The 23,293-nt window shown below is 56.2% G+C and carries 23 protein-coding genes; 8 read left to right on the top strand and 15 right to left on the bottom strand.

Annotation, left to right across the window (positions count from 1 at the left end):
* The first annotated feature begins 54 nt into the window (after positions 1–54).
* Positions 55–522 carry a YbjO family protein gene (locus ACTJKZ_RS08035; RefSeq protein WP_161734266.1) on the top strand — a complete coding sequence of 156 codons (468 nt, stop codon included), beginning with the start codon at positions 55–57 and terminating at the stop codon, positions 520–522.
* Between the two features lie 41 nt (positions 523–563).
* Positions 564–1,694: a 23S rRNA (uracil(747)-C(5))-methyltransferase RlmC gene (gene rlmC / locus ACTJKZ_RS08030; RefSeq protein ID WP_260057746.1), complete on the top strand. Its 1,131-nt coding sequence runs from the start codon at positions 564–566 to the stop codon at positions 1,692–1,694.
* Between the two features lie 18 nt (positions 1,695–1,712).
* Here the strand turns inward: rlmC and ACTJKZ_RS08025 are convergent, their stop codons facing one another.
* The 6 genes from ACTJKZ_RS08025 to ACTJKZ_RS08000 form a co-directional block, all read right to left on the bottom strand.
* Complete coding sequence (locus ACTJKZ_RS08025; protein ID WP_222924279.1) at positions 1,713–2,444, bottom strand: arginine ABC transporter substrate-binding protein; 732 nt, start codon at positions 2,442–2,444, stop codon at positions 1,713–1,715.
* 115 nt (positions 2,445–2,559) lie between these two features.
* Complete coding sequence (artM, locus tag ACTJKZ_RS08020; protein ID WP_161734260.1) at positions 2,560–3,228, bottom strand: arginine ABC transporter permease ArtM; 669 nt, start codon at positions 3,226–3,228, stop codon at positions 2,560–2,562.
* Entirely contained in the window at positions 3,228–3,944 is a 717-nt protein-coding gene (gene artQ / locus ACTJKZ_RS08015; RefSeq protein WP_161734258.1) for an arginine ABC transporter permease ArtQ, read from the bottom strand. The genes artM and artQ overlap by 1 nt, the downstream gene beginning before the upstream one ends.
* Positions 3,945–3,950: 6 nt before the next feature.
* The gene (gene artJ / locus ACTJKZ_RS08010; protein ID WP_033732083.1) at positions 3,951–4,682 is read right to left on the bottom strand and encodes an arginine ABC transporter substrate-binding protein; all 732 of its coding nucleotides are present in this window, start codon (positions 4,680–4,682) and stop codon (positions 3,951–3,953) included.
* A gap of 15 nt (positions 4,683–4,697) precedes the next feature.
* A complete protein-coding gene (artP, locus tag ACTJKZ_RS08005) occupies positions 4,698–5,426 on the bottom strand; it encodes an arginine ABC transporter ATP-binding protein ArtP (RefSeq protein WP_013357289.1) in 729 nt (242 codons plus the stop codon).
* 222 nt (positions 5,427–5,648) lie between these two features.
* Positions 5,649–6,188, bottom strand: coding sequence for a lipoprotein (locus ACTJKZ_RS08000; RefSeq protein ID WP_135909545.1), 540 nt, complete (start codon positions 6,186–6,188; stop codon positions 5,649–5,651).
* A gap of 106 nt (positions 6,189–6,294) precedes the next feature.
* Here ACTJKZ_RS08000 and ACTJKZ_RS07995 point away from each other — a divergent pair, with 106 nt between their 5' ends.
* Complete coding sequence (locus ACTJKZ_RS07995; RefSeq protein ID WP_161734254.1) at positions 6,295–6,615, top strand: heavy metal-binding domain-containing protein; 321 nt, start codon at positions 6,295–6,297, stop codon at positions 6,613–6,615.
* Positions 6,612–7,436, top strand: coding sequence for an N-acetylmuramoyl-L-alanine amidase (locus ACTJKZ_RS07990; protein ID WP_222924277.1), 825 nt, complete (start codon positions 6,612–6,614; stop codon positions 7,434–7,436). Before ACTJKZ_RS07995 ends, ACTJKZ_RS07990 begins: the two co-directional genes overlap by 4 nt.
* Before the next feature lie 4 nt (positions 7,437–7,440).
* On the opposite strand, the gene ltaE is transcribed toward ACTJKZ_RS07990, so the two are convergent.
* The 3 genes from ltaE to ACTJKZ_RS07975 all read right to left on the bottom strand — a co-directional run bounded on the left by ltaE (position 7,441) and on the right by ACTJKZ_RS07975 (position 11,265).
* Positions 7,441–8,442 carry a low-specificity L-threonine aldolase gene (ltaE, locus tag ACTJKZ_RS07985; RefSeq protein WP_161734250.1) on the bottom strand — a complete coding sequence of 334 codons (1,002 nt, stop codon included), beginning with the start codon at positions 8,440–8,442 and terminating at the stop codon, positions 7,441–7,443.
* Between the two features lie 71 nt (positions 8,443–8,513).
* Entirely contained in the window at positions 8,514–10,235 is a 1,722-nt protein-coding gene (gene poxB, locus ACTJKZ_RS07980; protein ID WP_253421452.1) for a ubiquinone-dependent pyruvate dehydrogenase, read from the bottom strand.
* 130 nt (positions 10,236–10,365) lie between these two features.
* Positions 10,366–11,265: a lysine exporter LysO family protein gene (locus ACTJKZ_RS07975; protein ID WP_285085991.1), complete on the bottom strand. Its 900-nt coding sequence runs from the start codon at positions 11,263–11,265 to the stop codon at positions 10,366–10,368.
* A 125-nt stretch (positions 11,266–11,390) separates the two neighbouring features.
* Between ACTJKZ_RS07975 and ACTJKZ_RS07970 the strand changes: the two genes are divergently transcribed.
* A complete protein-coding gene (locus ACTJKZ_RS07970; protein WP_440829436.1) occupies positions 11,391–13,028 on the top strand; it encodes a DUF2813 domain-containing protein in 1,638 nt (545 codons plus the stop codon).
* 74 nt (positions 13,029–13,102) lie between these two features.
* Here ACTJKZ_RS07970 and cspD read toward each other — a convergent pair whose 3' ends face one another.
* Complete coding sequence (gene cspD / locus ACTJKZ_RS07965) at positions 13,103–13,324, bottom strand: cold shock-like protein CspD (RefSeq protein ID WP_098051073.1); 222 nt, start codon at positions 13,322–13,324, stop codon at positions 13,103–13,105.
* Between the two features lie 315 nt (positions 13,325–13,639).
* Between cspD and clpS the strand changes: the two genes are divergently transcribed.
* Positions 13,640–13,960, top strand: a complete 321-nt coding sequence (gene clpS, locus ACTJKZ_RS07960; protein ID WP_003849318.1) for an ATP-dependent Clp protease adapter ClpS — start codon at positions 13,640–13,642, stop codon at positions 13,958–13,960.
* A 52-nt stretch (positions 13,961–14,012) separates the two neighbouring features.
* Complete coding sequence (gene clpA / locus ACTJKZ_RS07955; protein WP_161734242.1) at positions 14,013–16,289, top strand: ATP-dependent Clp protease ATP-binding subunit ClpA; 2,277 nt, start codon at positions 14,013–14,015, stop codon at positions 16,287–16,289.
* Between the two features lie 86 nt (positions 16,290–16,375).
* Here clpA and infA read toward each other — a convergent pair whose 3' ends face one another.
* From infA to trxB, 5 genes are all read right to left on the bottom strand, one after another.
* Positions 16,376–16,594, bottom strand: coding sequence for a translation initiation factor IF-1 (infA, locus tag ACTJKZ_RS07950; protein WP_002211347.1), 219 nt, complete (start codon positions 16,592–16,594; stop codon positions 16,376–16,378).
* A gap of 345 nt (positions 16,595–16,939) precedes the next feature.
* A complete protein-coding gene (aat, locus tag ACTJKZ_RS07945; RefSeq protein ID WP_161734240.1) occupies positions 16,940–17,632 on the bottom strand; it encodes a leucyl/phenylalanyl-tRNA--protein transferase in 693 nt (230 codons plus the stop codon).
* A gap of 33 nt (positions 17,633–17,665) precedes the next feature.
* Positions 17,666–19,396, bottom strand: a complete 1,731-nt coding sequence (cydC, locus tag ACTJKZ_RS07940) for a heme ABC transporter ATP-binding protein/permease CydC (protein WP_440829435.1) — start codon at positions 19,394–19,396, stop codon at positions 17,666–17,668.
* Entirely contained in the window at positions 19,396–21,165 is a 1,770-nt protein-coding gene (cydD, locus tag ACTJKZ_RS07935) for a heme ABC transporter permease/ATP-binding protein CydD (protein ID WP_440829434.1), read from the bottom strand. The genes cydC and cydD overlap by 1 nt, the downstream gene beginning before the upstream one ends.
* Before the next feature lie 143 nt (positions 21,166–21,308).
* Complete coding sequence (gene trxB / locus ACTJKZ_RS07930; RefSeq protein ID WP_013357303.1) at positions 21,309–22,277, bottom strand: thioredoxin-disulfide reductase; 969 nt, start codon at positions 22,275–22,277, stop codon at positions 21,309–21,311.
* Between the two features lie 520 nt (positions 22,278–22,797).
* Between trxB and lrp the strand changes: the two genes are divergently transcribed.
* Positions 22,798–23,292, top strand: coding sequence for a leucine-responsive transcriptional regulator Lrp (gene lrp, locus ACTJKZ_RS07925; RefSeq protein WP_006118610.1), 495 nt, complete (start codon positions 22,798–22,800; stop codon positions 23,290–23,292).
* Position 23,293 lies beyond the last annotated feature (1 nt).

Here is a 23,293-nt window from a genome sequence, read left to right as displayed (position 1 = left end):
TATGAACGGGCCGGTTTAACCGGCCCGTTTTTCGATCAGGTGGAGTCAGGGACTATGTCAGAAATCTTCAAAAGCAGTGTAACGCTTTCAGACGCACCGGTTCCGGTGACGGTCGCGGGCATTGCCATTATTGCGACCCGCTGCCTGAGCGTACTGATGCTGGCCAATGAGCTGGGTTATAATGAAATCGCCAACTTTGTTCACCGCAGCGCCCAGTCCTGGGACTCTACGCTTATCTTTATCGCCAGCCAGCTGATCTTCCTGTTCGAACTGCGCTGCGCCTTTACCCTGATGCGCGGCAGTAACCGTGGCCGCTGGGGCTATGTGGCCACGCAGGGGGTTGTGCTGATCTATATGCTGTTCGCCTCGCTGGGCGGGATTTACCCGGAGATTTTCAGCATCGATGGCGACAATAACGCCCAGATTATCCACCATACCCTGTCGCAGAAAATCCCCGATCTGGTGGTGCTGATGCTGCTGTTTCTGCCTGCCAGCAGTCGCGCTTTTTTCAGGAAGCGATGATACAATCGCGCTCCGCCCGACCCCATCGTTAAGGCTCTACCATGCACTGCGCGCTTTATGACGCTAACCGTTGCCGCTCCTGTCAGTGGCTGGAAAAACCCTATCCCATTCAGCTAGGCGACAAACAGTCGATGCTGGAACAGTTACTCGCCGATCAGCCGGTTGCGTCCTGGTTGCCGCCAGTGACATCACTGCAGCAGGCATTCCGTAACAAAGCCAAAATGGTGGTCAGCGGTAGTGTGGAGCGTCCGGTGCTGGGTCTTGTTCACCGTGATGGTGAGCCTGTCGATCTCTGCGACTGCCCGCTCTATCCCGCCAGCTTCCAGCCGGTGTTTGCAGCGCTCAAACCGTTTATCGCCCGTGCCGGGCTGACGCCCTATAACGTGGCGCGCAAACGCGGCGAACTGAAATTCCTGCTGATTACCGAAAGCCAGCAGGGCGGCATCATGCTGCGCTTTGTCCTGCGCTCAACCGCCAAACTGGAACAGCTGCGCGCGGCATTGCCGTGGCTGCAACAGCAGTTACCGCAGCTGGTAGTGATTTCTGCCAACATTCAGCCGGTGCACATGGCGATTCTGGAGGGAGAGGAGGAGATTGCGCTGACGCCTGCGCAGTCGCTGGCAGAGAACTTTAATGGCGTGCCGCTGTGGATCCGCCCACAGAGCTTCTTTCAGACCAATCCGCAGGTTGCCAGCGCGCTCTATGCCACCGCGCGCGACTGGGTGCGTGCGCTGCCGGTTAACAGCATGTGGGATCTCTTCTGCGGCGTAGGCGGTTTTGGCCTGCACTGCGCGACACCGGAGATGGCGCTGACCGGCATTGAGATCAGTGCTGAGGCGATTAAATGCGCCCAGCGTTCTGCTGAGATGCTGGGACTGAAAAACGTGCAGTTTGCGGCGCTGGATTCGACGGCGTTTGCGACCGGACGTGACGCGGTGCCGCAGCTGGTGCTGGTGAACCCGCCGCGCCGTGGGATCGGTGAGGCGCTGTGTGATTATCTCAGCCAGATGGCCCCGGATTATCTGCTCTATTCAAGCTGTAATCCGCAGACCATGGCGCAGGATATTGCCCAACTGAATGACTATGAGGTCACGAAGGTACAGCTGTTCGACATGTTCCCGCACACCGCGCATTTTGAAGTGCTGACGCTGTTAACCCGCCGTCAGCACTGAGTCCGGTAATCCCCGAAGTTACTCCGGGAACCATTTCTGATTGAGCTGCTGCCAGCTGCCGTTGGCTTTCAGTTCAGTCAGTGCCTGATTGAACCGATCGCGCAGCGCCGTATTACCTTTACGCACAGCAATGCCCAGGCCGGTGCCGAAGTAATCTGCATCTGTAACATGTTCACCGACCGTCGCGAGATCCGGATTGGTCTTCAGCCACTGATTCACTACCGCGCTGTCGCCAAACACGCCATCCAGCCGGCCACTCTTCATATCCAGAATCGCATTCTGATAACTGTCATACGCCACCACTTTCACGTCCGGATGCTTATCCTGCAGGTATTTCTGGTGGGTAGTGCCGTTTTCAACGCCTATGCGTTTGTCTTTCAAATCACCGAAGCTGCTGAACTTACCTTTCTGCGCAATCACAATGGCGGAATTAGCGTAATAGGGCTGGGTAAAATCGACCTGCTTGCTGCGTTCCGTGGTGATATCCATACCAGAAATCACAGCGTCATAGCGGCGGAACTTCAGTGAGGGGATCAGGCTGTCGAAGGCATTGTTCGTGAAGGTACACTCTGCTTTCATCTGCTGGCACAGCGCTTTAGCCAGATCGATATCGAATCCGACGAGGTTATTTTCTTTGTCCAGAGATTCAAATGGCGGATAGGTTGCTGAAGCGGCGAAGCGAATCGTTTCCGCGGCCTGAGCGGTCACCGCCAGCGAAGCCAGCGCAGCAGCGATAATCCATTTTTTCATTTTATGATTCCTGTGATGTGGTCAGCCAGAGAAGGCGATACCCTGCCATAAAATGAATTTTTATGCAATTAGTATGATTTTTCAGGCGAAAAGGGCGAGGAGCCTCGCCCGGGAATCAGTTACGCTGTTCAAAGGCCAGGGCGCGCTTTTCGATCAGTCGCATCATCAGCGTCAGCAAACCGTTAACGCAGAGATAAATCAGACCCGCCGCGGCATAGACCGTGATGTCGTAGGTGCGGCCATAAAGCAGCTGGCCGTGGCCCATGACCTCCATCAGGGTGATGGTGTAGGCCAGCGAGGTGCCTTTGAACACCAGCACCACTTCATTAGAGTAGGAGGAGAGGGCGCGTTTAAATGCATAAGGCAGCAGAATGCGCAGGGTATCTTTGCGGCTCATGCCGAGTGCCGCGCACGATTGCCACTGTCCGGAGGGAATCGCCCGGACCGCACCGTAAAACAGCTGCGTGGTGTAAGCCGCACTGTTCAGCGAGAGCGCCAGCATCGCGCACAGCCACGGCTGCGACAGTAAATGCCACAGCCAGGGGATCTGCTGGATCGAGGGGAACTGTCCCGGACCGTAGTAAATCAGGAAGATCTGCACCAGCAGCGGCGTACCGGTAAACAGCGTGATAAATCCTTTTACCAGCGGATTCAGCACTGGCGTTTTCAGCGACAGGACCACAGTGAAGAGCAGTGCGAGTAGCAGTGCCACCACCAGCGAGGCCGCCGTCAGCGTCAGGCTGGTGTGCAGCCCTTTCAGGAGTTCAGGCAGATAGGCCAGCATTAGCTGTTCCCCCGTTCAAAGCGGGTGGTGCGCAGTTCGATGCGACGTAACACCGCCTGGCTGAATAGCGTAATTACTAAGTAGATCGCGGCCGCCACCAGGAACCAGGTAAACGGCTCCTGCGTGCGGGTGGCGATACTTTTGGTTTGCAGCATCAGGTCATTGACGCTGATTAGCGAAACCAGCGCGGTATCTTTCAGCAGCACCAGCCACTGATTACCCAGACCGGGCAGGGCGTGACGCCACATCTGCGGCATAATCAGCCGGAGAAAGATGACCGACTTTTTCATGCCCAGCGCCTGGCCCGACTCCCACTGACCTACCGGCACCGCTTTGAGTGCGCCGCGCAGTGTCTGCGAGGCGTAGGCGGCGTAGAGCATCGCCAGCGCAATCACACCGCACAGGAACGGACTGACATCGAAGTTCTCTATCTGCATCTGAACCGGCAGCGTAAACAGCCCGAAGTTCAGCGTGAAACCGTCAGAGAGGGTGAGCAGCAGCTGTGAGGCGCCAAAATAGATAAACAGCACCACCAGAATTTCCGGCAGGCCACGGATCAGCGTCACCAGGCCGGTGCCAATCCACGCCAGCGGTCTCAGGCGCAGTGACTCCCAGCCAGCGAAAATCATCGCCAGCACCAGGCCAGCGATGAGGGCACAAACAGCAAGGCCGACGGTCATACCGGCGGCACTTGCGAGGGTCATCATTTCATTCATCAGTGATTACTGCTGGAACCATTTGCTGTAGATGGTTTTGTAGGTGCCGTCTGCTTTGATCTTGTCCAGCGCGCCATTGAATTTAGTCTGCAGATCGGTATTACCGGTGCGTACCGCAATGCCCAGGCCAGTACCAAAGTAGGCTTTATCCGTCACTTTGTCGCCGACGGCAGCCAGCGCAGCATTCTGCTTCAGCCACTCGTTGACCACAGCGGTGTCACCGAAGACAGCATCAATACGGCCGTTTTTCAGATCCAGCACCGCGTTCTGATAGCTGTCGTAAGGCACGATGGTAATGTCGCTGTGTTTATCCGTCAGGTATTTCTGGTGAGTGGTGCCGTTCTGCACGCCAACCCGCTTGCCTTTCAGGGCTTCTACACTGGCGACTTTGCCTTTCTGGGCGACAAATAGCGCCGAGTTGTCATAGTAAGGCTTGGTGAACAGCACCTGTTTTTCACGATCCGGCGTGATATCCATGCCCGCCATCACCGCATCAAAGCGACGGAATTTCAGGCTTGGGATCAGGCTGTCGAACGCCTGATTGGTGAAGGTGCAGGTCGCGTCGATCTCTTTACACAGCGCGTTGGCCAGATCGACATCAAAGCCCTGAATCTTGTTGTCCGCATCCACAAACTCAAAAGGAGGATAAGAGGCTTCGGTCGCAAAACGAATCGTTTGTGCCGCGGTAGCGCTCAGGCTAAAACCGGCAAGCAGTGCAGCAAGTACCATTTTTTTCATTTTTAGCATCCTGACTTAGTGCGAAAGATAGTGAGCAAACGCTTCGGTTTGCGGCTGTGTAAAGCGGCTGGCATCGCCCTGTTCCACAATGTGACCGTTCTCCATATAAACAACGCGGCTGGCCGTTTTACGTGCCACTTCCACTTCATGGGTCACAATCACCTGGGTAATGCGTGTCTGCGCCAGTTCGCGAATGATACTGACAATCTGTGCGGTAATTTCAGGGTCCAGCGCGGCCGTCGGCTCATCGAACAGCAGCACCTGCGGCTCCATCATCAGCGCGCGGGCAATCGCCACACGCTGCTGCTGCCCCCCGGAGAGGTGCAGCGGAAAACGATCGCTGTAGGGCGTAAGGCGCAGTCGGTCAAGCAGCTTATCGGCACGGGCGCGGGCGTCGCTTTTACTGAGGCCCAGAACCCGGCAGGGCGCTTCGATCAGATTCTGCAGCACGGTCAGATGTGGCCAGAGATTATATTGCTGGAACACCATGCCGACGTTCTGACGCAGTTCGCGAATCGCGGCATCAGACGGTTTCTGCGTGAAGTCGAACTGATTGCCGGCAATCTGCAACTGACCTGAACGTGGCTGCTCCAGCAGATTAAGCACCCGCAGCAGCGAACTCTTGCCCGCACCGCTGGGGCCCAGCAGCACCAGGGTCTCGCCTTGCGGACACTCAAGGTTGATGTCGAACAGCGCCTGATGAGCACCGTAGAAGCAGTTTATTGCGTTTAGTTGAATACTCATGCGCCAGATTTGAATAGCTATTAGTGTCGCGGATTTTAACGTCACCAGAATAGTTATGCAATTAAGGTGGGTTAAAATTTGTAAAACAGCAGGTAAACAGCAAAAGCTTAGCACAATATCATGTGCTGTCTGGCTGCTGCCAAAGGCCGCAGGGCGGGCTTTGGCAATAAAAAAGCGCAGTCACCTGCGGTGGCTGCGCTTCTCATAACCGTTGAATCTGAATTATTTTTTTGATTTTTCAAGCATCTGGCTCAGGCTGCCGCCTTCGGCATGTGCAGGGTTCGCCATGTAGCGCACGTCGTCAACGACCCAGCAGGTGCCCTGGTGGATCATCAGCACTTCATCCTGCCACTGTTTGCCGTCGCGGCTCAGATCGACCCGCAGCGGGATGTTGCGTGCATCGCGGTTCGGAATGGTGGAAGCATCGGCGACGCTGGCAGCCGTCGGACCCTGTGACAGGCTGGAGAAGAGATCGCCGTTACGCCACTGTGAACCGGCATTGCTGCCGCTGGCCGCCTGCAGGGAGTGATAAAGCGCATCACTCAGGTAAGGGCGATATTTTGCCAGGGTATTGCTGTCAGGCAGACCCTGCGTAGGCTGTTCGACACGCAGGTCGTAAAACTTCTGGGCTACCTGGTCAGGACCGCCTTCAATACAGGGGGCGGTACGCGGGCCATTATCCTTAATGACTGGCTCAACGGTAGTACAGGCGCTGAGCAGCAGGGCCGCCGGGATCATTAGCGCAAACGCGTTGTTTCTCATCTCGATTTCCTTAGGGTTCTCTGGCAAGGTGCCCTTTTTAGCATAGAGTATAGCCGTGCTTTTTAGTCGAAAGAGCCTTAGCCCGGTTTTCAACAAGGAGAATGCGATGAAATTTTCAACAACCCCAACGCTGGAAGGTCACAGCATCAGTGAATATTGCGGTGTGGTTACCGGAGAAGCGATTCTGGGTGCCAACATCTTCCGTGATTTTTTCGCGGGCATCCGTGATGTGGTCGGTGGTCGTTCCGGCGCGTATGAGAAAGAGCTGCGTAAAGCGCGGGAAATCGCGTTTGAAGAGCTGGAAGCGCAGGCAAAAGCGCTGGGTGCCAACGCAGTGGTCGGTATCGACATTGATTACGAAACGGTCGGAAAAGATGGCAGCATGCTGATGGTCAGCGTCAGCGGTACGGCGGTGATCATTCGTTGAAACGCGGGCTGTTAATGCTGCTGGCACTGCTGCTGGCAGGGTGTCACTCTGGCATGGAATCCCGTGACGGCTACTGGGCCGATCTGCGGCATCCGGCGCAGGGTGCGCGGCCGCGGGTGAAGGTGATTGTGGTCCACTACACCGCCGAAGATTTTTCTTCGTCGCTGGCGACCCTCACCGATCGGGAAGTCAGCGCCCACTATCTGATTCCCCGCCAGCCGCCCCAACGTGCCGGTAAAGGCGTTATCTGGCAGCTGGTGCCGGAGCAGCAACTCGCCTGGCATGCAGGGCCCAGCTTCTGGCGTGGAGCCATCCGCATCAATGACACCTCGATTGGTATTGAGCTGGTAAATAAGGGTTATCGCCGGACGCTGACCGGCCTCGAATGGCAGCCCTTTACCGCCGCGCAGATCACCACGCTGGAGGCGCTGGTGCGGGATATTGCACAGCGTTACGGCATCCCACCAGAAAACATTGTTGGTCACAGTGATATCGCGCCGCAGCGCAAGCAGGATCCCGGTCCACTGTTCCCCTGGCAACAGCTGGCACAGCGGGGACTCGGTGCCTGGCCCGATGCCGGACGGGTGCAATTTTATTTAGCGGGGCAGGATCCGCACGCCCTTGTGCCCGTGCAGCCACTCATGGAAAGCCTGCAACGCTACGGTTATGCGGTGACAGCGGGGATGAGTGTGCGTGAGCAGCAGAAGGTGATTGCCGCGTTTCAGATGCATTTCCGGCCTGCGGATTATCGCGGTCAGCCCGATGCCGAAACCGCCGCGATAGCAGCCGCACTACTGGAGAAGTATGGTGCGGCGGAATAGCGGATTACTGCTGCAGAAACGCTTTCCAGTGGGCGACAACCTGCTCCAGCGCCGCACGATCAGCATCCAGATGGGTGACCAGTCGGGTGCGTGTTCCCACGCTGATTAACACGCCGCGCGCCTTCATCCACTCACCTAATGGTTTGACCTGGGCTTCCGGCACGGACACGAACAGCATGTTGGTCTGCTGATCGATGACGCTGACGCCCAGTTCATGCAGCTGCTGTCCCAGCCAGGCGGCATTGTCATGATCTTCCTGCAGTCGCGCCACGTTGTGTTCTAACGCGTACAGACCCGCCGCCGCCAGAATACCGGTCTGGCGCATACCGCCGCCGGTCATTTTACGCCAGCGACGGGCGCGCTCAATCAGCGCCGTATCGCCACACAGCAGCGAACCGACGGGCGTGCCCAGACCTTTAGAGAGACAGAGGGTGAGGGAGTCGCAGTAGCGGGCAATCGCCGCCAGCGTGATCTTCTGTGCGACCACGGCATTGAAAATACGCGCGCCATCAATATGCAGCGCCAGCTTATGCTCGCGGGTAAAGGTCCACGCCTGTTCCAGATACGCCAGCGGCAAAACTTTACCGTGATGGGTGTTCTCCAGACTCAGCAGGCGGGTGCGGGCAAAGTGAATATCATCCGGCTTAATGGCCGCTGCCACCACATCGAGCGGCAGGGTGCCATCATCGGCGGCCAGCACCGGCTGCGGCTGAATGCTGCCCAGCACCGCCGCACCGCCCGCTTCATATTTGTAGTTGTGTGCCTGCTGACCGACGATATATTCATCGCCGCGCTCGCAGTGGCTGAGCAACGCCACCAGGTTGGCCTGGGTGCCGGTCGGGAAAAACAGCGCCGCGGCTTTGCCGCTCAGCCGTGCAGCTTCCGCCTCCAGCGCATTTACGGTGGGATCGTCACGGTAGACGTCATCACCGGTTTCGGCTGACATCATTGCGCTTAACATGGCGGCGCTGGGCCGGGTCACGGTATCACTGCGTAAATCGATCACCTTATGCTCCTGAATGTGGCGGAAGATAAAAAAAAGGCGGGCATCGCGCCCGCCTGGATGGAATCACTGTTTTACCGCAGCCAGTTGGTTTTCGCCAGTTCTACCACCTCATCACCGCGACCGTTCATGATGGCGCGCAGCATGTAGAGGCTGAAGCCTTTGGCCTGCTCCATTTTGATCTGTGGCGGCATAGCCAGCTCCTCTTTGGCCGTAATAACATCCACCAGTACCGGACCATCATGGGCAAATGCCTGCCCCAGCGCGCCATTCAGTTCTGACGCCTTTTCCACCCGGATACCACGGATGCCGCAGGCCTGGGCGATAGCAGCAAAGTCGGGATTTTCCAGCTCCGTGCCGTCGGTGAGATAGCCCCCGGCCTTCATCTCCATCGCCACAAAGCCCAGCACGCTGTTGTTAAAGATCACCAGTTTTACCGGCATTTTCAGCTGCGCCAGCGAGATAAAATCGCCCATCAGCATGCTGAAGCCGCCGTCGCCGCACAGCGCAACGACCTGACGGTTGCGATCGATCGACTGCGCACCCAGCGCCTGTGGCATTGCGTTCGCCATTGAGCCATGGTTAAACGAACCCAGCAGGCGACGTTTGCCGTTCATCTTCAGGTAGCGCGCCGCCCAGACGGTCGGGGTTCCGACATCGCAGGTAAAAATAGCGTCGTCGCTGGCGTAATGGCTGATCTGCTGTGCCAGATATTGCGGATGAATCGGTTGCTTGTCGTTGGGCTGCGCCAGCTCATCCAGACTTTTGCGTGCCTCGACGTAGTGCTTGACTGCACTGTCGAGGTGGCTGCGATCGCTTTTGTGCGTCAGTTGCGGCAGCAATGCCTGCAGCGTGCTTTTCACATCACCGACATAGGCCTGATCAACGTGACAGTGTGATCCGAGACTACCCGGATTGATATCGATCTGGATGATCTTAGCGTTTTCCGGATAGAAGGCGCGATAGGGGAACTGGGTGCCAAGCAACACCAGCGTCCCGGCATTCATCATGGCGTGGAAACCAGATGAGAACCCGATCAGGCCGGTCATGCCGACATCATAAGGGTTGTCATACTCGATGTGTTCTTTGCCTCGCAACGCATGGACAATTGGCGCTTTCAGCGCTTCGGCCAGCGCCACCACTTCCTGATGTGCACCGGCGCAGCCACTGCCGCACAGCAGCGTAATGTCAGTGGCCTCGTTCAGCGTCTGTGCCAGCCGGGCCAGTTCGGCGGGCTGTGGCAGGACCTGCGGCAACTGCGGCGGATACCACTCAGTGCTGGCGCTTTCCGGTGCCAGTTTCAGTGCCACGTCTCCTGGCAGTACCACAACCGAGACGCCACGATTCAGAATCGCTTTACGCATCGCGATGCCCAGCACCTGCGGTAACTGCTCAGGATTCGAGACCAGCTCACAGTAGTGGCTGCATTCGCGGAACAGCTCCTGCGGATGGGTTTCCTGGAAATAGCCGCTGCCGATTTCGCTCGAGGGGATATGCGCCGCAATCGCCAGAACCGGGACGCGATTGCGATGGCAGTCGAACAAACCGTTGATGAGATGTAAATTGCCGGGTCCACAGGAACCGGCGCAGACCGCCAGTTCGCCGCTGATATGGGCTTCTGCGCCCGCCGCAAAGGCGGCGACTTCTTCGTGTCGTGTCGGCATCCACTCGATGGTGCCCATGCGATTAAGGCTATCGCTCAGGCCGTTAAGGGAGTCCCCGGTGACACCCCAGATGCGTTTGACGCCCGCGCTTTCCAGCGTTTTGGCGACCAGCGCCGCCACGGTTTGTTTCATGCTCTTCTCCTTTGTCGGCCCGCCCTGAGGAGTGACGTGACCAGAACCGAAAAAAGAAGCGTAGACGACACGGCAGAAAAGCAGGCGTGAAAAAATGCGCTGGCAGAGCTCAGCGCATATCAGACCGGGTTCAGGCAGAGAAGAGGGCGATCAGAATCGGGGCCAGCAGGCTCATGACAAAACCGTGCACAATGGCGGCAGGGACAATCTCATTGCCGCCCGCCCGCTGCAGCACCGGCAGGGTAAAGTCCATTGAGGTGGCTCCGCACAGACCCAGTGCACTCGAACGATGGCGACCAATCAGTGCCGGGATCAGCATGATGGCGACCAGCTCACGTACCAGGTCGTTGAAGAAGGCGGCACTGCCGATGACCGGGCCAAAGGCTTCGGTCATCAGAATGCCGGAGAGGGAGTACCAGCCAAAGCCGCTGGCTAGCGCCAGACCGGTCTTTAACGGCATGCCCAGCACCAGCGCGGCAATCATGCCCCCGAGCAGCGCGCTGACCAGCACGACAACGGCCACCAGCATGCCACGACGGTTCAGGATGATCTGACGCAGCGTCATGCCACTGCCGCGCAACTGAATACCCACCAGAAACAGCAGGAAAATCAGCGCATATTCGCTGGCGGTTGAGGCGTGATGCAACAGCGGCCACTGGTTCAGGCCAAGCAGAAAACCAAGGACAACGACGCCGCACAGCTTCAGGGAGTCCAGTGCCATATGCAGCCGCGAGGGCAGTTTCTCCTGCCGGTGTGCATGCTGCCAGGGCGCATACTTTTCCAGTCCGCGCAGCGCCAGCAGGTTGCACAGCAGAATGCAGAACGCCGCTACGAGTGCGGTGTGAAATATCGCCAGCAGGTTACTGCCGAGGTTGTCGAGAAAGGCCAGGCTGATGCCCATAAAGAAGAGAATGACGTAAACCATCCAGCCTAACAGCTGGTTTACCCGACGCAGCAGAGTGGTTTTACGGAACGGCAACAGCCAGCCGGCGATCAGCGGCAGCAGAATAATCAAAAGTCCGGAGTACATATCAATGCCATCCATGGGGGAAGAGGCAACACGCTAGCGAAAAAGCGTATCGGAGTAAACCCCATAGCAGCTTGACCGGTTCGCTGGCGGCAACCATGCTGTTTATAACCTGAGGACGGACGCCTATGATTCTGGAACATATCGATATTCGCGGTTTCCGCGGCATCAACAAGCTCTCACTCCCTTTAACCCGGACTAATCTGCTGATTGGTGAGAATGCCTGGGGCAAATCCAGCCTGCTGGATGCCCTGAGCATGTTACTTTCGCCCAATGAACCAGCTTATGTTTTTACCCAGGCTGATTTCCATTTCACCCCAGGTGATGTGGCCGATCCCATGCGCCGTCTGTCAATCGTATTTCATTTTCGCGATGATGGCAGCGACCCGGATGCTGTGCTCTCGACATTCTGGCAGCGCGATGCTCAGGGCCAGCGTCGGCTTTATTACAGCGTCAGCGCGGCCTGGCGTGACAGCGGCATCGAAACCCGACGGCGTTTCGTTGATGTGAACGCGCAGCTGTTGCCAGAGCAGCACTGCGCGGCGGCCATTGATCTGTTGATGAAACGCTATCCGGTGCTGCGGCTGCGCGATGCGCGCTTTAGTAAGCGGACGCGTAACAGTGCGCCTGTGGCTACTCCACATCCTGAGGTGCTGGCGGGCATGGCGTCGCTGGCGCGCGATCTGGAGCACCATCCCCAGCAGCTCAGTGATGAGGTGCTGCGACAGGGGCTGAAGACCATGCAGCAACTGATGCAGCACTACTTTCTGGTGCAGTTGCCCGATGCGGGCAATGAACTCAGGTCACGGGATCCGCAGACACGCGACGGGGAAAAGGGATGGCGGGCGCTGGATCATCTCAATCAGCTGATAGCCGGAACCGACTCCCGCAGCCGTCAGCTGATTCTGCTGCAGATGTTTACCCTGTTGATTGAGGCGCGAGGCGACATTCCGCTGGCCGCTGATGCCCGTCCGCTGCTGCTGATTGAAGATCCGGAAACCCGGCTGCATCCGATTATGCTGTCGGTGGCGTGGAACCTGCTAAGGCTGTTGCCGCTGCAAAAAATCGCCACTACCAATTCTGCTGAGCTTCTGTCTCAGGTGCCGGTAGAGAACGTCTGTCGTCTGGTACGCGGCCCCTCGCGCGTGGCCGCCTGGCGCATCGGGCCAGAAGGGCTGAGTGCCGAAGAGAGCCGGCGCATTGGCTTCCATATTCGTGTCAACCGGCCTGCGGCGCTGTTTGCCCGTTGCTGGCTGCTGGTGGAGGGGGAAACCGAAGTCTGGATTATGAATGAGCTGGCACAGCAGTGCGGTTACAACTTTGCGGCTGAAGGGGTGAAGGTAATTGAGTTTGCTCAGTCGGGCTTAAAGCCGCTGCTGAAGTTTGCCCGTCGCATGGGCATCGCCTGGCATGTGCTGACAGACGGCGATCAGGCGGGTAACAAATATGCCAGCACGGCACGCACGCAGTTACAGCCCGGCGATCCTGAGCTGCGTTTTCTGACGCAGTTACCGGCACTGGATATGGAGAATTTTCTCTATCACCAGGGTTTTCAGGATGTCTATCATCAGATGGCGCACCTGCCGTTAAACGTTCCGATGAGTTCCAGGCGTATTATTACCAAAGCGATTCACCAGAGCTCCAAGCCAGAACTGGCGATCGCTGTGGCGACATCGGCGGCGGAACGCGGGCCGGAAGCCATCCCGCCGTTAATACGGGAGATGTTTGCCCGGGTGATTGGGCTGGCGCAGGGCCAGGCAGATTAAGTCTGCTTCAGACAGGAAAATGCCAGCGGCACTGGCTGGCATTTTTGGGTCACTGTTCAGAGATGGGGTAAGTATCAGGCCACGGCCTGTATCTCAACCGGCACGATGAGGCTGGCGTGATTACCTTTCGGGCCTTCATGCACGTCGAACTGAACCTGCTGGCCTGCCTTTAGCGTGCGGTAGCCTTCCATCTGAATGGTGGAGTAGTGTGCAAAAATATCTTCGCCACCGCCAACCGGACAGATAAAGCCAAAGCCTTTGGAATTATTGAACCATTTAACTGTGCCCGTCTCCATGCTTTTACTTCCCTCGCAAGACATTTTATAAGTAGGTGAGGTCTTACAGGCTGTGAGTCTGATTTGATTAAAACTCAATCAGCCTGTGCAGGTAGAATGTAGAGAAAGCGCCGCCGGCGTCAAGCAAACCACCGGGCCAGGTGGGGTAAAAATCATCAAAATTTGAGGTGGTTAACGCTATTGGAAATTTTGTGATGCAGGTCGCGCAAGGGAATTTCTGAATAAAATTTCAGCAGCGACCAGGAGCTTGACAGGCATGTTAAACTCTCAACATGTAGTCATTAAAAGGCTAAAGCACAATCTCAACGGAACACTATGGCAAACACAAACGACTGGCTTAACTTTGAACATCTGGCCGAAGACAAAGTACGCGAAGGGTTAAAGCCGCCTTCTATGTATAAAGTCATTCTGAATAATGACGATTATACACCTATGGAATTTGTTATTGACGTCGTACAAAAGTTCTTTTCTTATGATGTTGAACGTGCAACGCAGCTGATGTTGAAAGTTCACTATCACGGCAAGGCGATCTGTGGTGTATTTACTGCAGAAGTCGCCGAAACAAAAGCGGCCCAGGTGAACAACTATGCGCGGGAAAATCATCATCCGTTGCTGTGTACGCTGGAAAAAGCCTGAACCCGTCTCCATATAGGAAACTGGTAAGGGCGATAATTGGGGGAGGTGCCTAATGCTCAATCAAGAACTGGAACTCAGTTTAAATATGGCTTTCGCCAGAGCGCGTGAGCACCGTCATGAGTTTATGACCGTCGAGCATCTGTTACTGGCGTTGCTCAGTAACCCGTCGGCCAGAGAGGCATTGGAAGCCTGTACGGTGGATATTGTGGCTCTGCGGCAGGAACTCGAAGCCTTCATCGAACAAACCACACCGGTGCTGCCCGCCAGCGAAGAGGAGCGTGACACTCAACCGACGCTCAGCTTCCAGCGCGTCCTGCAGCGTGCGGTTTTCCATGTCCAGTCATCCGGTCGCAGCGAAGTCACCGGGGCAAATGTGCTGGTCGCCATCTTCAGCGAGCAGGAGTCGCAAGCGGCCTATCTGTTACGCAAACATGAAGTCAGCCGCCTTGATGTGGTGAATTTCATCTCTCACGGTACGCGCAAAGACGAACCGGGCCAGGCGCCAGGCGCTGAAAATCCGGTTAACGAAGAGCAAGCAGGCGGGGAGGATCGTATGGAAAACTTCACCACCAATCTTAATCAGCTTGCTCGCGTCGGTGGTATCGATCCACTGATTGGTCGCGATAAAGAGCTGGAACGTACCATTCAGGTGCTGTGCCGTCGTCGTAAAAACAACCCGCTGCTGGTGGGTGAATCGGGTGTGGGTAAAACCGCTATTGCAGAAGGCCTCGCCTGGCGTATCGAGCAGGGCGATGTACCGGAAGTGATGAAAGACTGCACCATCTACTCGCTGGATATCGGTTCATTGCTGGCGGGCACCAAATACCGTGGTGACTTTGAAAAACGTTTCAAAGCGCTGCTGAAGCAGCTGGAGCAGGACGAACACAGCATTCTGTTTATCGATGAAATCCATACCATCATTGGTGCGGGTGCCGCGTCCGGCGGCCAGGTCGATGCGGCGAACCTGATCAAACCTCTTCTTTCCTCTGGCAAGATTCGGGTGATGGGTTCCACCACCTATCAGGAATTCAGCAACATCTTTGAAAAAGACCGTGCCTTGGCGCGTCGCTTCCAGAAGATCGATATCACGGAGCCTTCACCTGAAGAGACCGTGCAGATCCTGAATGGCCTGAAGACCAAGTACGAAGCGCATCACGATGTGCGCTATACCGCGAAAGCGGTGCGCGCAGCGGTGGAACTGGCGGTGAAATATATCAACGACCGTCATCTGCCTGACAAGGCGATTGATGTGATTGATGAAGCGGGTGCGCGTGCGCGCCTGATGCCAGCCAGTAAGCGCAAGAAAACCATCAACGTCTCTGACATTGAAACTGTGGTGGCCCGTATTGCCCGTATTCCTGAGCAAAGCGTGTCAGCAAGCGACCGCGATACGCTGAAAAATCTGGGCGATCGCCTGAAGATGCTGGTGTTTGGTCAGGACAACGCCATTGAGGCGCTGACGGAAGCGATCAAAATGAGCCGTGCAGGTCTGGGTCAGGATCGTAAGCCGGTCGGTTCCTTCCTGTTTGCCGGGCCTACTGGGGTCGGTAAAACGGAAGTCACCGTGCAGCTGGCGAAAGCGCTGGGTATTGAGCTGCTGCGCTTTGATATGTCCGAGTATATGGAGCGTCACACCGTCAGCCGTTTGATTGGTGCGCCTCCGGGTTATGTCGGCTTTGATCAGGGCGGCCTGCTGACGGATGCCGTGATTAAGCATCCTCATGCGGTGGTGTTACTGGATGAGATTGAGAAAGCACACCCGGATGTCTTCAACCTGCTACTGCAGGTAATGGATAACGGTATGCTGACCGACAACAATGGTCGCAAAGCGGACTTCCGCAACGTGGTGCTGGTCATGACCACCAACGCCGGTGTACGTGAGACTGAACGTAAGTCGATTGGCCTGATTCATCAGGACAACAGCACCGATGCGATGGAGGAGATCAAAAAGATCTTTACGCCAGAGTTTCGTAACCGTCTCGACAACATTATCTGGTTCAGTCACCTGTCCCCAGCGGTGATCCATCAGGTGGTCGACAAGTTTATTGTCGAGTTGCAGGCGCAGCTGGATGCGAAAGGCGTATCGCTGGAAGTCAGTGATGAAGCGCGTGACTGGCTGGCTGAGAAGGGCTATGACAAAGCGATGGGCGCACGTCCGATGGCGCGCACCGTACAGGACAGCCTGAAGAAACCGTTAGCTAATGAACTGCTGTTTGGTTCGCTGGTGGATGGCGGCTCAGTATCAGTCGCGCTGGATCGTGAGAAAGGTGAACTGACCTATCACTTCCTGAGTGCTGAAAAACGCAAAACCGAAGGCACTGTGCATTAATCACCTGCTACAGATGTGAAAAAGGCCGGATTAAAATCCGGCCTTTTTTTTCGCTGCAATATGCAGAGCGATGAGATTACTGCAAATTAGCGACTACGGAAGACAATGCGGCCTTTGCTCAGGTCGTACGGGGTCAACTCAACGGTCACTTTGTCACCCGTCAGGATACGGATGTAGTTTTTGCGCATTTTACCGGAGATATGAGCAGTGACCACGTGTCCGTTTTCAAGTTCTACGCGGAACATGGTGTTAGGTAACGTATCCAGTACGGTACCTTGCATTTCAATATTGTCTTCTTTGGCCATCGAATCCTCTGGGTGTACTACCTTTCAGTTGAACCGGCAAGATAATGCCCAATTCAACGATTTATGTAAAGAACCGTCGGCGATTTTGCCAACGCTTTGCCGGGGTGCACGTAAGTTGCGCGCATCCGGTAAAATTAGGGTGTTTAAGGTGACGTCTGCAGGGGATTAGCGGGCTAAGAATCTGAATCAACCGGTTACATGCGCACGATTGAAAACAGTTCCGAGAGTGCGTTGAGATTCCCAGCCTGGCAATTCCGGCTCGATATTGCGAAGCGCGGACGACATACCAAACCCGACTAATATACCACTTATGCGCCTTTATGTGTGCAAAACATCTCTGCAGGGCTAAAAAAGCGTTTGTGTCTGCCAGCAGCCATCGCTGACCGGCTGGTAAGCAAGGCTTTGCACATATTGCAGATAATCCGCGCGCGGGATCTCCTGCGCACCCAGCGAGGCGGTATGAGGATTAAGTACCTGACAATCCACCAGTCGGCCCTGATGTCGGACGAAATGCTGACAAAAGACCCAAAGTGCTGTTTTTGATGCATTCTGCTGACGGCTGAACATCGATTCACCGCAGAAGATTTGCCCCATCGCCAGCCCGTACATGCCACCCACCAGCTGATGTTCATCCCACACCTCGATCGAGTGCGCGTGGCCCAGTTCATACAGTCGTAACCAGGCTCGCTTCATCTCAAAGGTAATCCAGGTGCCTTCCTCGCGACCGCTTGCGCAGCCCTCAAGGACCTCGGCAAAGGACTCGTTCATTGTTACCCGATAAGGTGAACGACTGTGAAAACGCTTCATGCTACGACTGAGATGAAACTGCTCAGGCAGCAGGACGGCCCGGGGATCGGGCGACCACCAGAGAATGGGATCGCCGGGCGAAAACCACGGAAAGATACCGTGCTGATAAGCGTTAAGTAATCGGGCAGGGGAGAGATCACCGCCCATGGCCAGCAGGCCATTTGGCTCACGCAGCGCCATCTCCGGCGGGGGAAAGATCAGAGATTCCCGTGACAGTTGTACCAGTCTCATCGCGTTATGTTACTCATCGGCATTTCGCTAAGACTATAACGCAATACGCTGCCGGAAACGCCAGTAGCGCCCTGCTTTTGAGATTAATTCCGCATGACTGCCCTGCTCAACAATCGCGCCATTATCCATCACGCAGATGCGATCCATCTGTTCCAGGCCACTCAGCCGGTGAGTGACCATAAGCATGGTTTTTCCGGCAGTCAGCCGTTGCAGCAGGGCAAGAATATGTTGCTCGGTGGTGGCATCCAGCCCTTCGGTGGGCTCATCCAGCAGCCAGAGATCGCCGTCGTGCAGTAACGCACGCGCCAGCGCCAGCCGACGCAGTTCGCCGCCGGAAAGCGGGCGACCCCCTTCGCCCATCCAGGCGTTTAATCCTTCCTGATTCTCAAGCAGGCGTTGCAGGCCAACGTCGTTCAGAACGCGGCATAGCTGCTCATCAGTGGCATCGGGGCAGGCCAGCAGCAGATTAGCGCGCAGGCTCTGGCTGAAGAGGTGAACCCGCTGCGTCACCACGCTGATACGCTGGCGCAACGCGGACTCTGACCAGGCGGTAATCGGCAGATCATTCAGGCTGATGACACCGTGCTGGCTCTCACGAGCGCGGGTCAGCAGCGCCAGTAGCGTCGATTTTCCGCAGCCGGTCGGTCCCAGTAGCGCAATATGTTCACCCGCGGCCACCTGCAGGGTACAGCTGTTGAGTACCTTATCCGGACGGTCGGGGTAGCTAAAGTCGAGCCGATCAATATTGATGCAGAGCGGTCCTGACCGGGCGTCTGACCTTGCCGGGAAGGTGATAGCGGGTGACTGATCGATAATGTCATTAACCCGATGCGCGGCAGTTTTCACCTGCGACATAGGCAGAAAAGCCCCTGCAACCGGTGCCAGCGCCTCAAAGGCGGCAAGAGCGCAGAACACGACCAGCGCAATCAGCGAGCCGGGTAACTGCTGTTCTCTGATTGTCGCAGCACCAAGCCAGAGCAGCAGGGTTACGGTTATGCCGCTGATCAGCAGCAGCAGGCTCTGGGCGGCGGCCTGTAAACGCTGTTGCTGGCTCTGTGCCTGCTGCCAGCGCCGTTCATCTTCGTCAAGTTGCTGACGCCAGCCCTGCGAGGCCCCATATAACGTAAGTTCAGCCTGCGCCGCCAGCCACTGCATCAGCTGCAAGCGCCAGCGGGCGCGTCCGTGGGCAATCGCGATGCCTGCCGGTGAGCCCAGACGATAAAATAGCGACGGCATCAGAATCAGCGTACTCAGCATGATACCGCCCAGCGTCAGTGCCAGCGGAATATTAATAAAACTCATCCCGACGGTGACTACCACTATCACCAAAAATGCGCCAAGCAGCGGCGAAATGACGCGCAGATAGAGATGATCCAGCGTATCAACATCGGCCACAAAACGGTTGAGCAGGTCCGCCTGGCGGAACTGCAACAGCTGCTCTGGCGAAAGCGCCATAAGGCGGCTGAAGGTGTGGACACGCAGATGCTGAAGCACTCTGAATGTCGCATCATGGCTGACCAGACGTTCAGCATAGCGTGCGGCAGTGCGGATGATCGCTGCACCACGGACGCCTGCCGCGGGCAGCATATAATTGAAGGTATAGAGGCCTGCTACGCCTGCCACTGACGATGCGGCAAGAAACCAGCCTGACAGGGTCAGCAGGCTGATGCTGGCCAGCAGGGTAACAATCGCCAGCACAATGCCCAGCGCAAGACGGAAAGGGTGGCGCAGCCAGAGACGAAGAAAAGGACGCAAGGCTGACATCAGCGAATCTCCTGTTGACGATGCTTCAGCATCTCACTGAAGGGACCAGGCTGTTGCGACAGCTGCTGCCAGTTACCCTGTTGCACCAGCTTACCCGCCTCCATCACCCAGAGGGTCTGCCAGCGACTCAGCGTATCAATCTGATGAGTAATCATCAGCGTGGTCTGGCGGGCAGCCGCCTGGTTCAGGGCCACCATGACATGACGTTCGCTGAGTGCATCCAGGCTGGCTGCCGGTTCATCAAGCAGCAATAAATGTGAGGATTTATAGAGCGCGCGTGCGACCGCCACTCGCTGTGCCTGACCCACCGACAGCTGATGACCACCATCGCCGGGCTGGGTTTCAATGCCCCTGGGCAGACGAGGCAGGAACTCATTAATGCCGCACGATTCCAGCAGCGTTGCAAAGCGCTCGCCGTCCCAGGCAGCATTCATTACGATATTGTCGCGCAAGGTGCTTGCCGGTAACTGCGGGTTCTGTCCTACCCAGCTAAGCTGCTGATGCCAGTCACTCCGTCGTATATCACGCAGTTCAACGCCATTCGCCTTCAGCGAGCCCTGATAAGGCAGGAAACCGAGCAGGGCGTTCATCAGGGCCGTTTTACCGGCCCCGCTTTGACCGACCAGCGCAATCTGCTCACCCGCAGCGATGGTAAAGGTGAGCGGGCCGCACAGCACCTGGCCATCGGGCGCGCAGACTCGCAGATCATCGGCGACAAGTGAGATTGCGCGCTCGGCAGTGAAAGGCTGCGGGCCATCCTGCCGGATAACGTCGGGCGTCGCCTGCATAAAGGCTTCAAGTGCATCGGCACCGCCGACCGCCTGGGCTTTGGCATGATAGAACGCGCCGAGATCGCGCAGTGGCTGGAAAAATTCCGGGGCGAGGATCAAAACCAGGAACCCGGCAAACAGCGTCACGCCGTGGCCATAATCACCGAAATGCAATTTGCCCAGATAGGAGAAGCCAAAATAGACGGCTACCACAGCAATGGCTAACGAGGCAAAAAACTCCAGCACGGCGGAGGAGAGAAACGCTAAACGCAGCACATCCATGGTGCGCTGGCGAAAATCGGTGGTGGCGTCGGCAACCGCCTGCTGCTCTGCTTCACCACGATGAAACAGCCGCAGCGTTTCTCTGCCGCGCAGACGGTCGAGAAAGTTACCGCTCAGGCGGGCCAGCACCAGGAAGTTGCGGCGATTGGCCTCGGCCGCACCCATGCCGACCAGCGCCATAAACAGCGGAATCAACGGCGCAGTGGCAAACAGGATTAGACCCGCGGTCCAGTTCAGCGGAAAAACAGTCAGCAGAATGCAGCAGGGGATGAGCACCGCCAGCGTCATCTGCGGCAGATAGCGGGCGTAATACTCCTGCATCTCTTCGATCTGCTCCAGCAGCAGAGTCGCCCAGCTCCCGGCTGGTTTCCCCTGTATCCACGCCGGGCCCAGCGCAGACAACCGGTCTAAGACCTGCTGACGTAACGCCTGACGGATAGCCTGCCCGGCACGATAGCCGGTCAGTTCACGGGCATAGTTAATCAGGGCGCGCAGTACGAAGCAAAGCAGTAACAGCAGGATACTGACCGTCAGTGCTTCACGCGGTTGCTGGTCAACGATCAGCGCCTGCAGCAGCGAGGCCAGTAAACCAGACTGGGCAATGATCAGCAGGGCACTTACCATGCCCAGCAGCGTGTTGAGCCGCAACCAGCGACCGGCGAAACGACGTTGCTGACGAAGCCAGCGGGTAAGATGCTGCTGCCGCGATTTGTCCATGCGAGACCATACTAAATGTCGGTGACAGGGGAAAATGGAAAGACATTTCCATCTCTTCAGGCGCCAGAATCTAGCATGAGAGCTATAAAAAAGGCGACGGAAAAACCGTCGCCTGGAATATTTGAGATCAGAGGGTTAACAACTTACCGATCGTTTTTAACCAGCCCGTCAAGAAAACGCTCAGCATCTAACGCGGCCATGCAGCCGGTGCCCGCAGAGGTAATCGCCTGACGATAGATATGGTCCATCACATCCCCTGCCGCAAAGACGCCAGGAATGCTGGTCTGAGTGGCGTTACCGTGCAGACCCGACTGAACTTTGATGTAACCGTTCTCCAGCGCCAGCTGACCTTCGAAGATAGCCGTATTCGGACTGTGTCCGATAGCAACAAACAGACCCGCGACTTCCAGCGCTTCTGTTTCATCACTGTTCTGGGTAGAACGCAGTGTCAGACCGGTCACACCCATCTGATCGCCTGTGACTTCTTCCAGCGTACGATGGGTGTGCAGCACGATATTACCATTGCGCACTTTTTCCATTAGCCGGTCGATCAGGATCTTCTCTGCGCGGAAACTGTCACGACGGTGGATCAGATGCACTTCAGCCGCGATGTTCGCCAGATAGAGCGCCTCTTCAACGGCCGTGTTACCCCCGCCAATCACTGCGACTTTCTGGTTGCGATAGAAGAAACCGTCACAGGTTGCACAGGCAGAGACACCTTTGCCCTTGAACGCCTCTTCAGACGGCAGACCCAGGTAGCGCGCTGACGCACCGGTGGCGATGATCAGGGCATCTGCTGTGTATACGCCGCTGTCGCCAGTGAGGGTGAACGGGCGGTTCTGCAGATCAACGGTGTGGATGTGATCGAAAATGATCTCAGTATTAAATTTTTCGGCATGCTCGTGCATGCGCTCCATCAGCGATGGACCTGTCAGATCGTGCGGGTCGCCCGGCCAGTTCTCCACTTCAGTGGTGGTGGTCAGCTGTCCGCCCTTTTCCAGACCGGTGATCAGCACCGGATTCAGGTTGGCGCGTGCAGCATAAACGGCTGCGGTATAACCCGCTGGGCCGGAGCCCAGAATGAGTAACTTACTGTGTTTGGCCGTACTCATGCGTTCCTCAGTTTCATTCGGCTGACATAGCCTGCGATTGTAGGGAATATCCGGCGACAATAACAAGACTTAGCCAATTTTGTTAACGATAGCTGCAAGTGGCGTAGACGATGAGCGGCGGTTTTGCCTGGTCAATGCGCCAGAATGGGGCAAAAATCGGCTTTGAGAGGTGCAAAAGTGGAAAAATACTCATTTAAAAACAGATACCCAGCGGTCTGTCTGGCATCTTGTCCTGAATTTGGTGATTTTACTTTGACAATCGCCTGCGCTTTTGCGAAAACATTATCAGAAGCGAATAACATTTATCGGAACAAAACAGGTTTTCGTCGCCTGTTTTGCGTGTAACGCCGAATAAAAGCAGCCTGATATGGATAATGACGCATGATGTGGACAGACAACATGCGTCATATCGATAGGTGTCAGATCACAGGCTCTGTTAGCTCACTTCAGAAATGCCCCGAACATTGAGCGTTTTCAGGGCGTGGCAGGTAAAGGGAAGGAATTAAGAGAGACAATAATAATGGTAGACAATAAGAAACGCCCCGGGAAAGACCTCGACAGAATTGACAGGAACATTCTGAATGAACTTCAGAAAGATGGTCGCATTTCAAACGTAGAGCTTTCCAAACGCGTAGGCTTATCGCCTACGCCATGTCTTGAGCGTGTACGCCGTCTCGAACGCCAGGGATTTATTCTTGGTTACACCGCGCAGTTAAACCCGCACTATCTGGATGCCTCTCTGCTGGTATTCGTTGAGATTACTCTGAATCGTGGTGCGCCGGATGTGTTTGAGCAATTTAACGCCGCTGTGCAAAAACTTGAGGAAACTCAAGAGTGTCACCTCGTTTCTGGCGATTTCGACTACCTGCTGAAAACGCGCGTACCTGATATGTCTGCCTATCGTAAGCTGCTGGGTGAAACCCTGTTGCGCCTGCCGGGCGTAAACGACACGCGAACTTATGTGGTGATGGAAGAGGTCAAACAGAGCAATCGACTGGTGATCAAAACTCGCTGAT

Source organism: Pantoea sp. 22096, assembly GCF_052045955.1.
Classification (GTDB): Bacteria; Pseudomonadota; Gammaproteobacteria; order Enterobacterales; family Enterobacteriaceae; genus Pantoea; species Pantoea alfalfae.
Note: the sequence above shows the minus strand (reverse complement) of the source record. Positions and strands in the feature narration are given on the sequence as shown.

Coding starts and splice junctions, on each gene's coding strand:
- clpA (WP_161734242.1), top strand. CDS start 14,013: ATGCTCAATCAAGAACTGGAACTCAGTTTAAATATGGCTTTCGCCAGA.
- lrp (WP_006118610.1), top strand. CDS start 22,798: ATGGTAGACAATAAGAAACGCCCCGGGAAAGACCTCGACAGAATTGAC.
- ACTJKZ_RS07995 (WP_161734254.1), top strand. CDS start 6,295: ATGAAATTTTCAACAACCCCAACGCTGGAAGGTCACAGCATCAGTGAA.
- ACTJKZ_RS08025 (WP_222924279.1), bottom strand. CDS start 2,444: ATGAAAAAATGGATTATCGCTGCTGCGCTGGCTTCGCTGGCGGTGACC.
- artQ (WP_161734258.1), bottom strand. CDS start 3,944: ATGAATGAAATGATGACCCTCGCAAGTGCCGCCGGTATGACCGTCGGC.
- ACTJKZ_RS07975 (WP_285085991.1), bottom strand. CDS start 11,265: ATGTACTCCGGACTTTTGATTATTCTGCTGCCGCTGATCGCCGGCTGG.
- ACTJKZ_RS07970 (WP_440829436.1), top strand. CDS start 11,391: ATGATTCTGGAACATATCGATATTCGCGGTTTCCGCGGCATCAACAAG.
- rlmC (WP_260057746.1), top strand. CDS start 564: ATGCACTGCGCGCTTTATGACGCTAACCGTTGCCGCTCCTGTCAGTGG.
- ACTJKZ_RS08000 (WP_135909545.1), bottom strand. CDS start 6,188: ATGAGAAACAACGCGTTTGCGCTAATGATCCCGGCGGCCCTGCTGCTC.
- trxB (WP_013357303.1), bottom strand. CDS start 22,277: ATGAGTACGGCCAAACACAGTAAGTTACTCATTCTGGGCTCCGGCCCA.
- cspD (WP_098051073.1), bottom strand. CDS start 13,324: ATGGAGACGGGCACAGTTAAATGGTTCAATAATTCCAAAGGCTTTGGC.
- poxB (WP_253421452.1), bottom strand. CDS start 10,235: ATGAAACAAACCGTGGCGGCGCTGGTCGCCAAAACGCTGGAAAGCGCG.
- artJ (WP_033732083.1), bottom strand. CDS start 4,682: ATGAAAAAAATGGTACTTGCTGCACTGCTTGCCGGTTTTAGCCTGAGC.
- aat (WP_161734240.1), bottom strand. CDS start 17,632: ATGAGACTGGTACAACTGTCACGGGAATCTCTGATCTTTCCCCCGCCG.
- cydD (WP_440829434.1), bottom strand. CDS start 21,165: ATGGACAAATCGCGGCAGCAGCATCTTACCCGCTGGCTTCGTCAGCAA.
- cydC (WP_440829435.1), bottom strand. CDS start 19,396: ATGTCAGCCTTGCGTCCTTTTCTTCGTCTCTGGCTGCGCCACCCTTTC.
- clpS (WP_003849318.1), top strand. CDS start 13,640: ATGGCAAACACAAACGACTGGCTTAACTTTGAACATCTGGCCGAAGAC.
- infA (WP_002211347.1), bottom strand. CDS start 16,594: ATGGCCAAAGAAGACAATATTGAAATGCAAGGTACCGTACTGGATACG.
- artP (WP_013357289.1), bottom strand. CDS start 5,426: ATGAGTATTCAACTAAACGCAATAAACTGCTTCTACGGTGCTCATCAG.
- artM (WP_161734260.1), bottom strand. CDS start 3,228: ATGCTGGCCTATCTGCCTGAACTCCTGAAAGGGCTGCACACCAGCCTG.
- ACTJKZ_RS08035 (WP_161734266.1), top strand. CDS start 55: ATGTCAGAAATCTTCAAAAGCAGTGTAACGCTTTCAGACGCACCGGTT.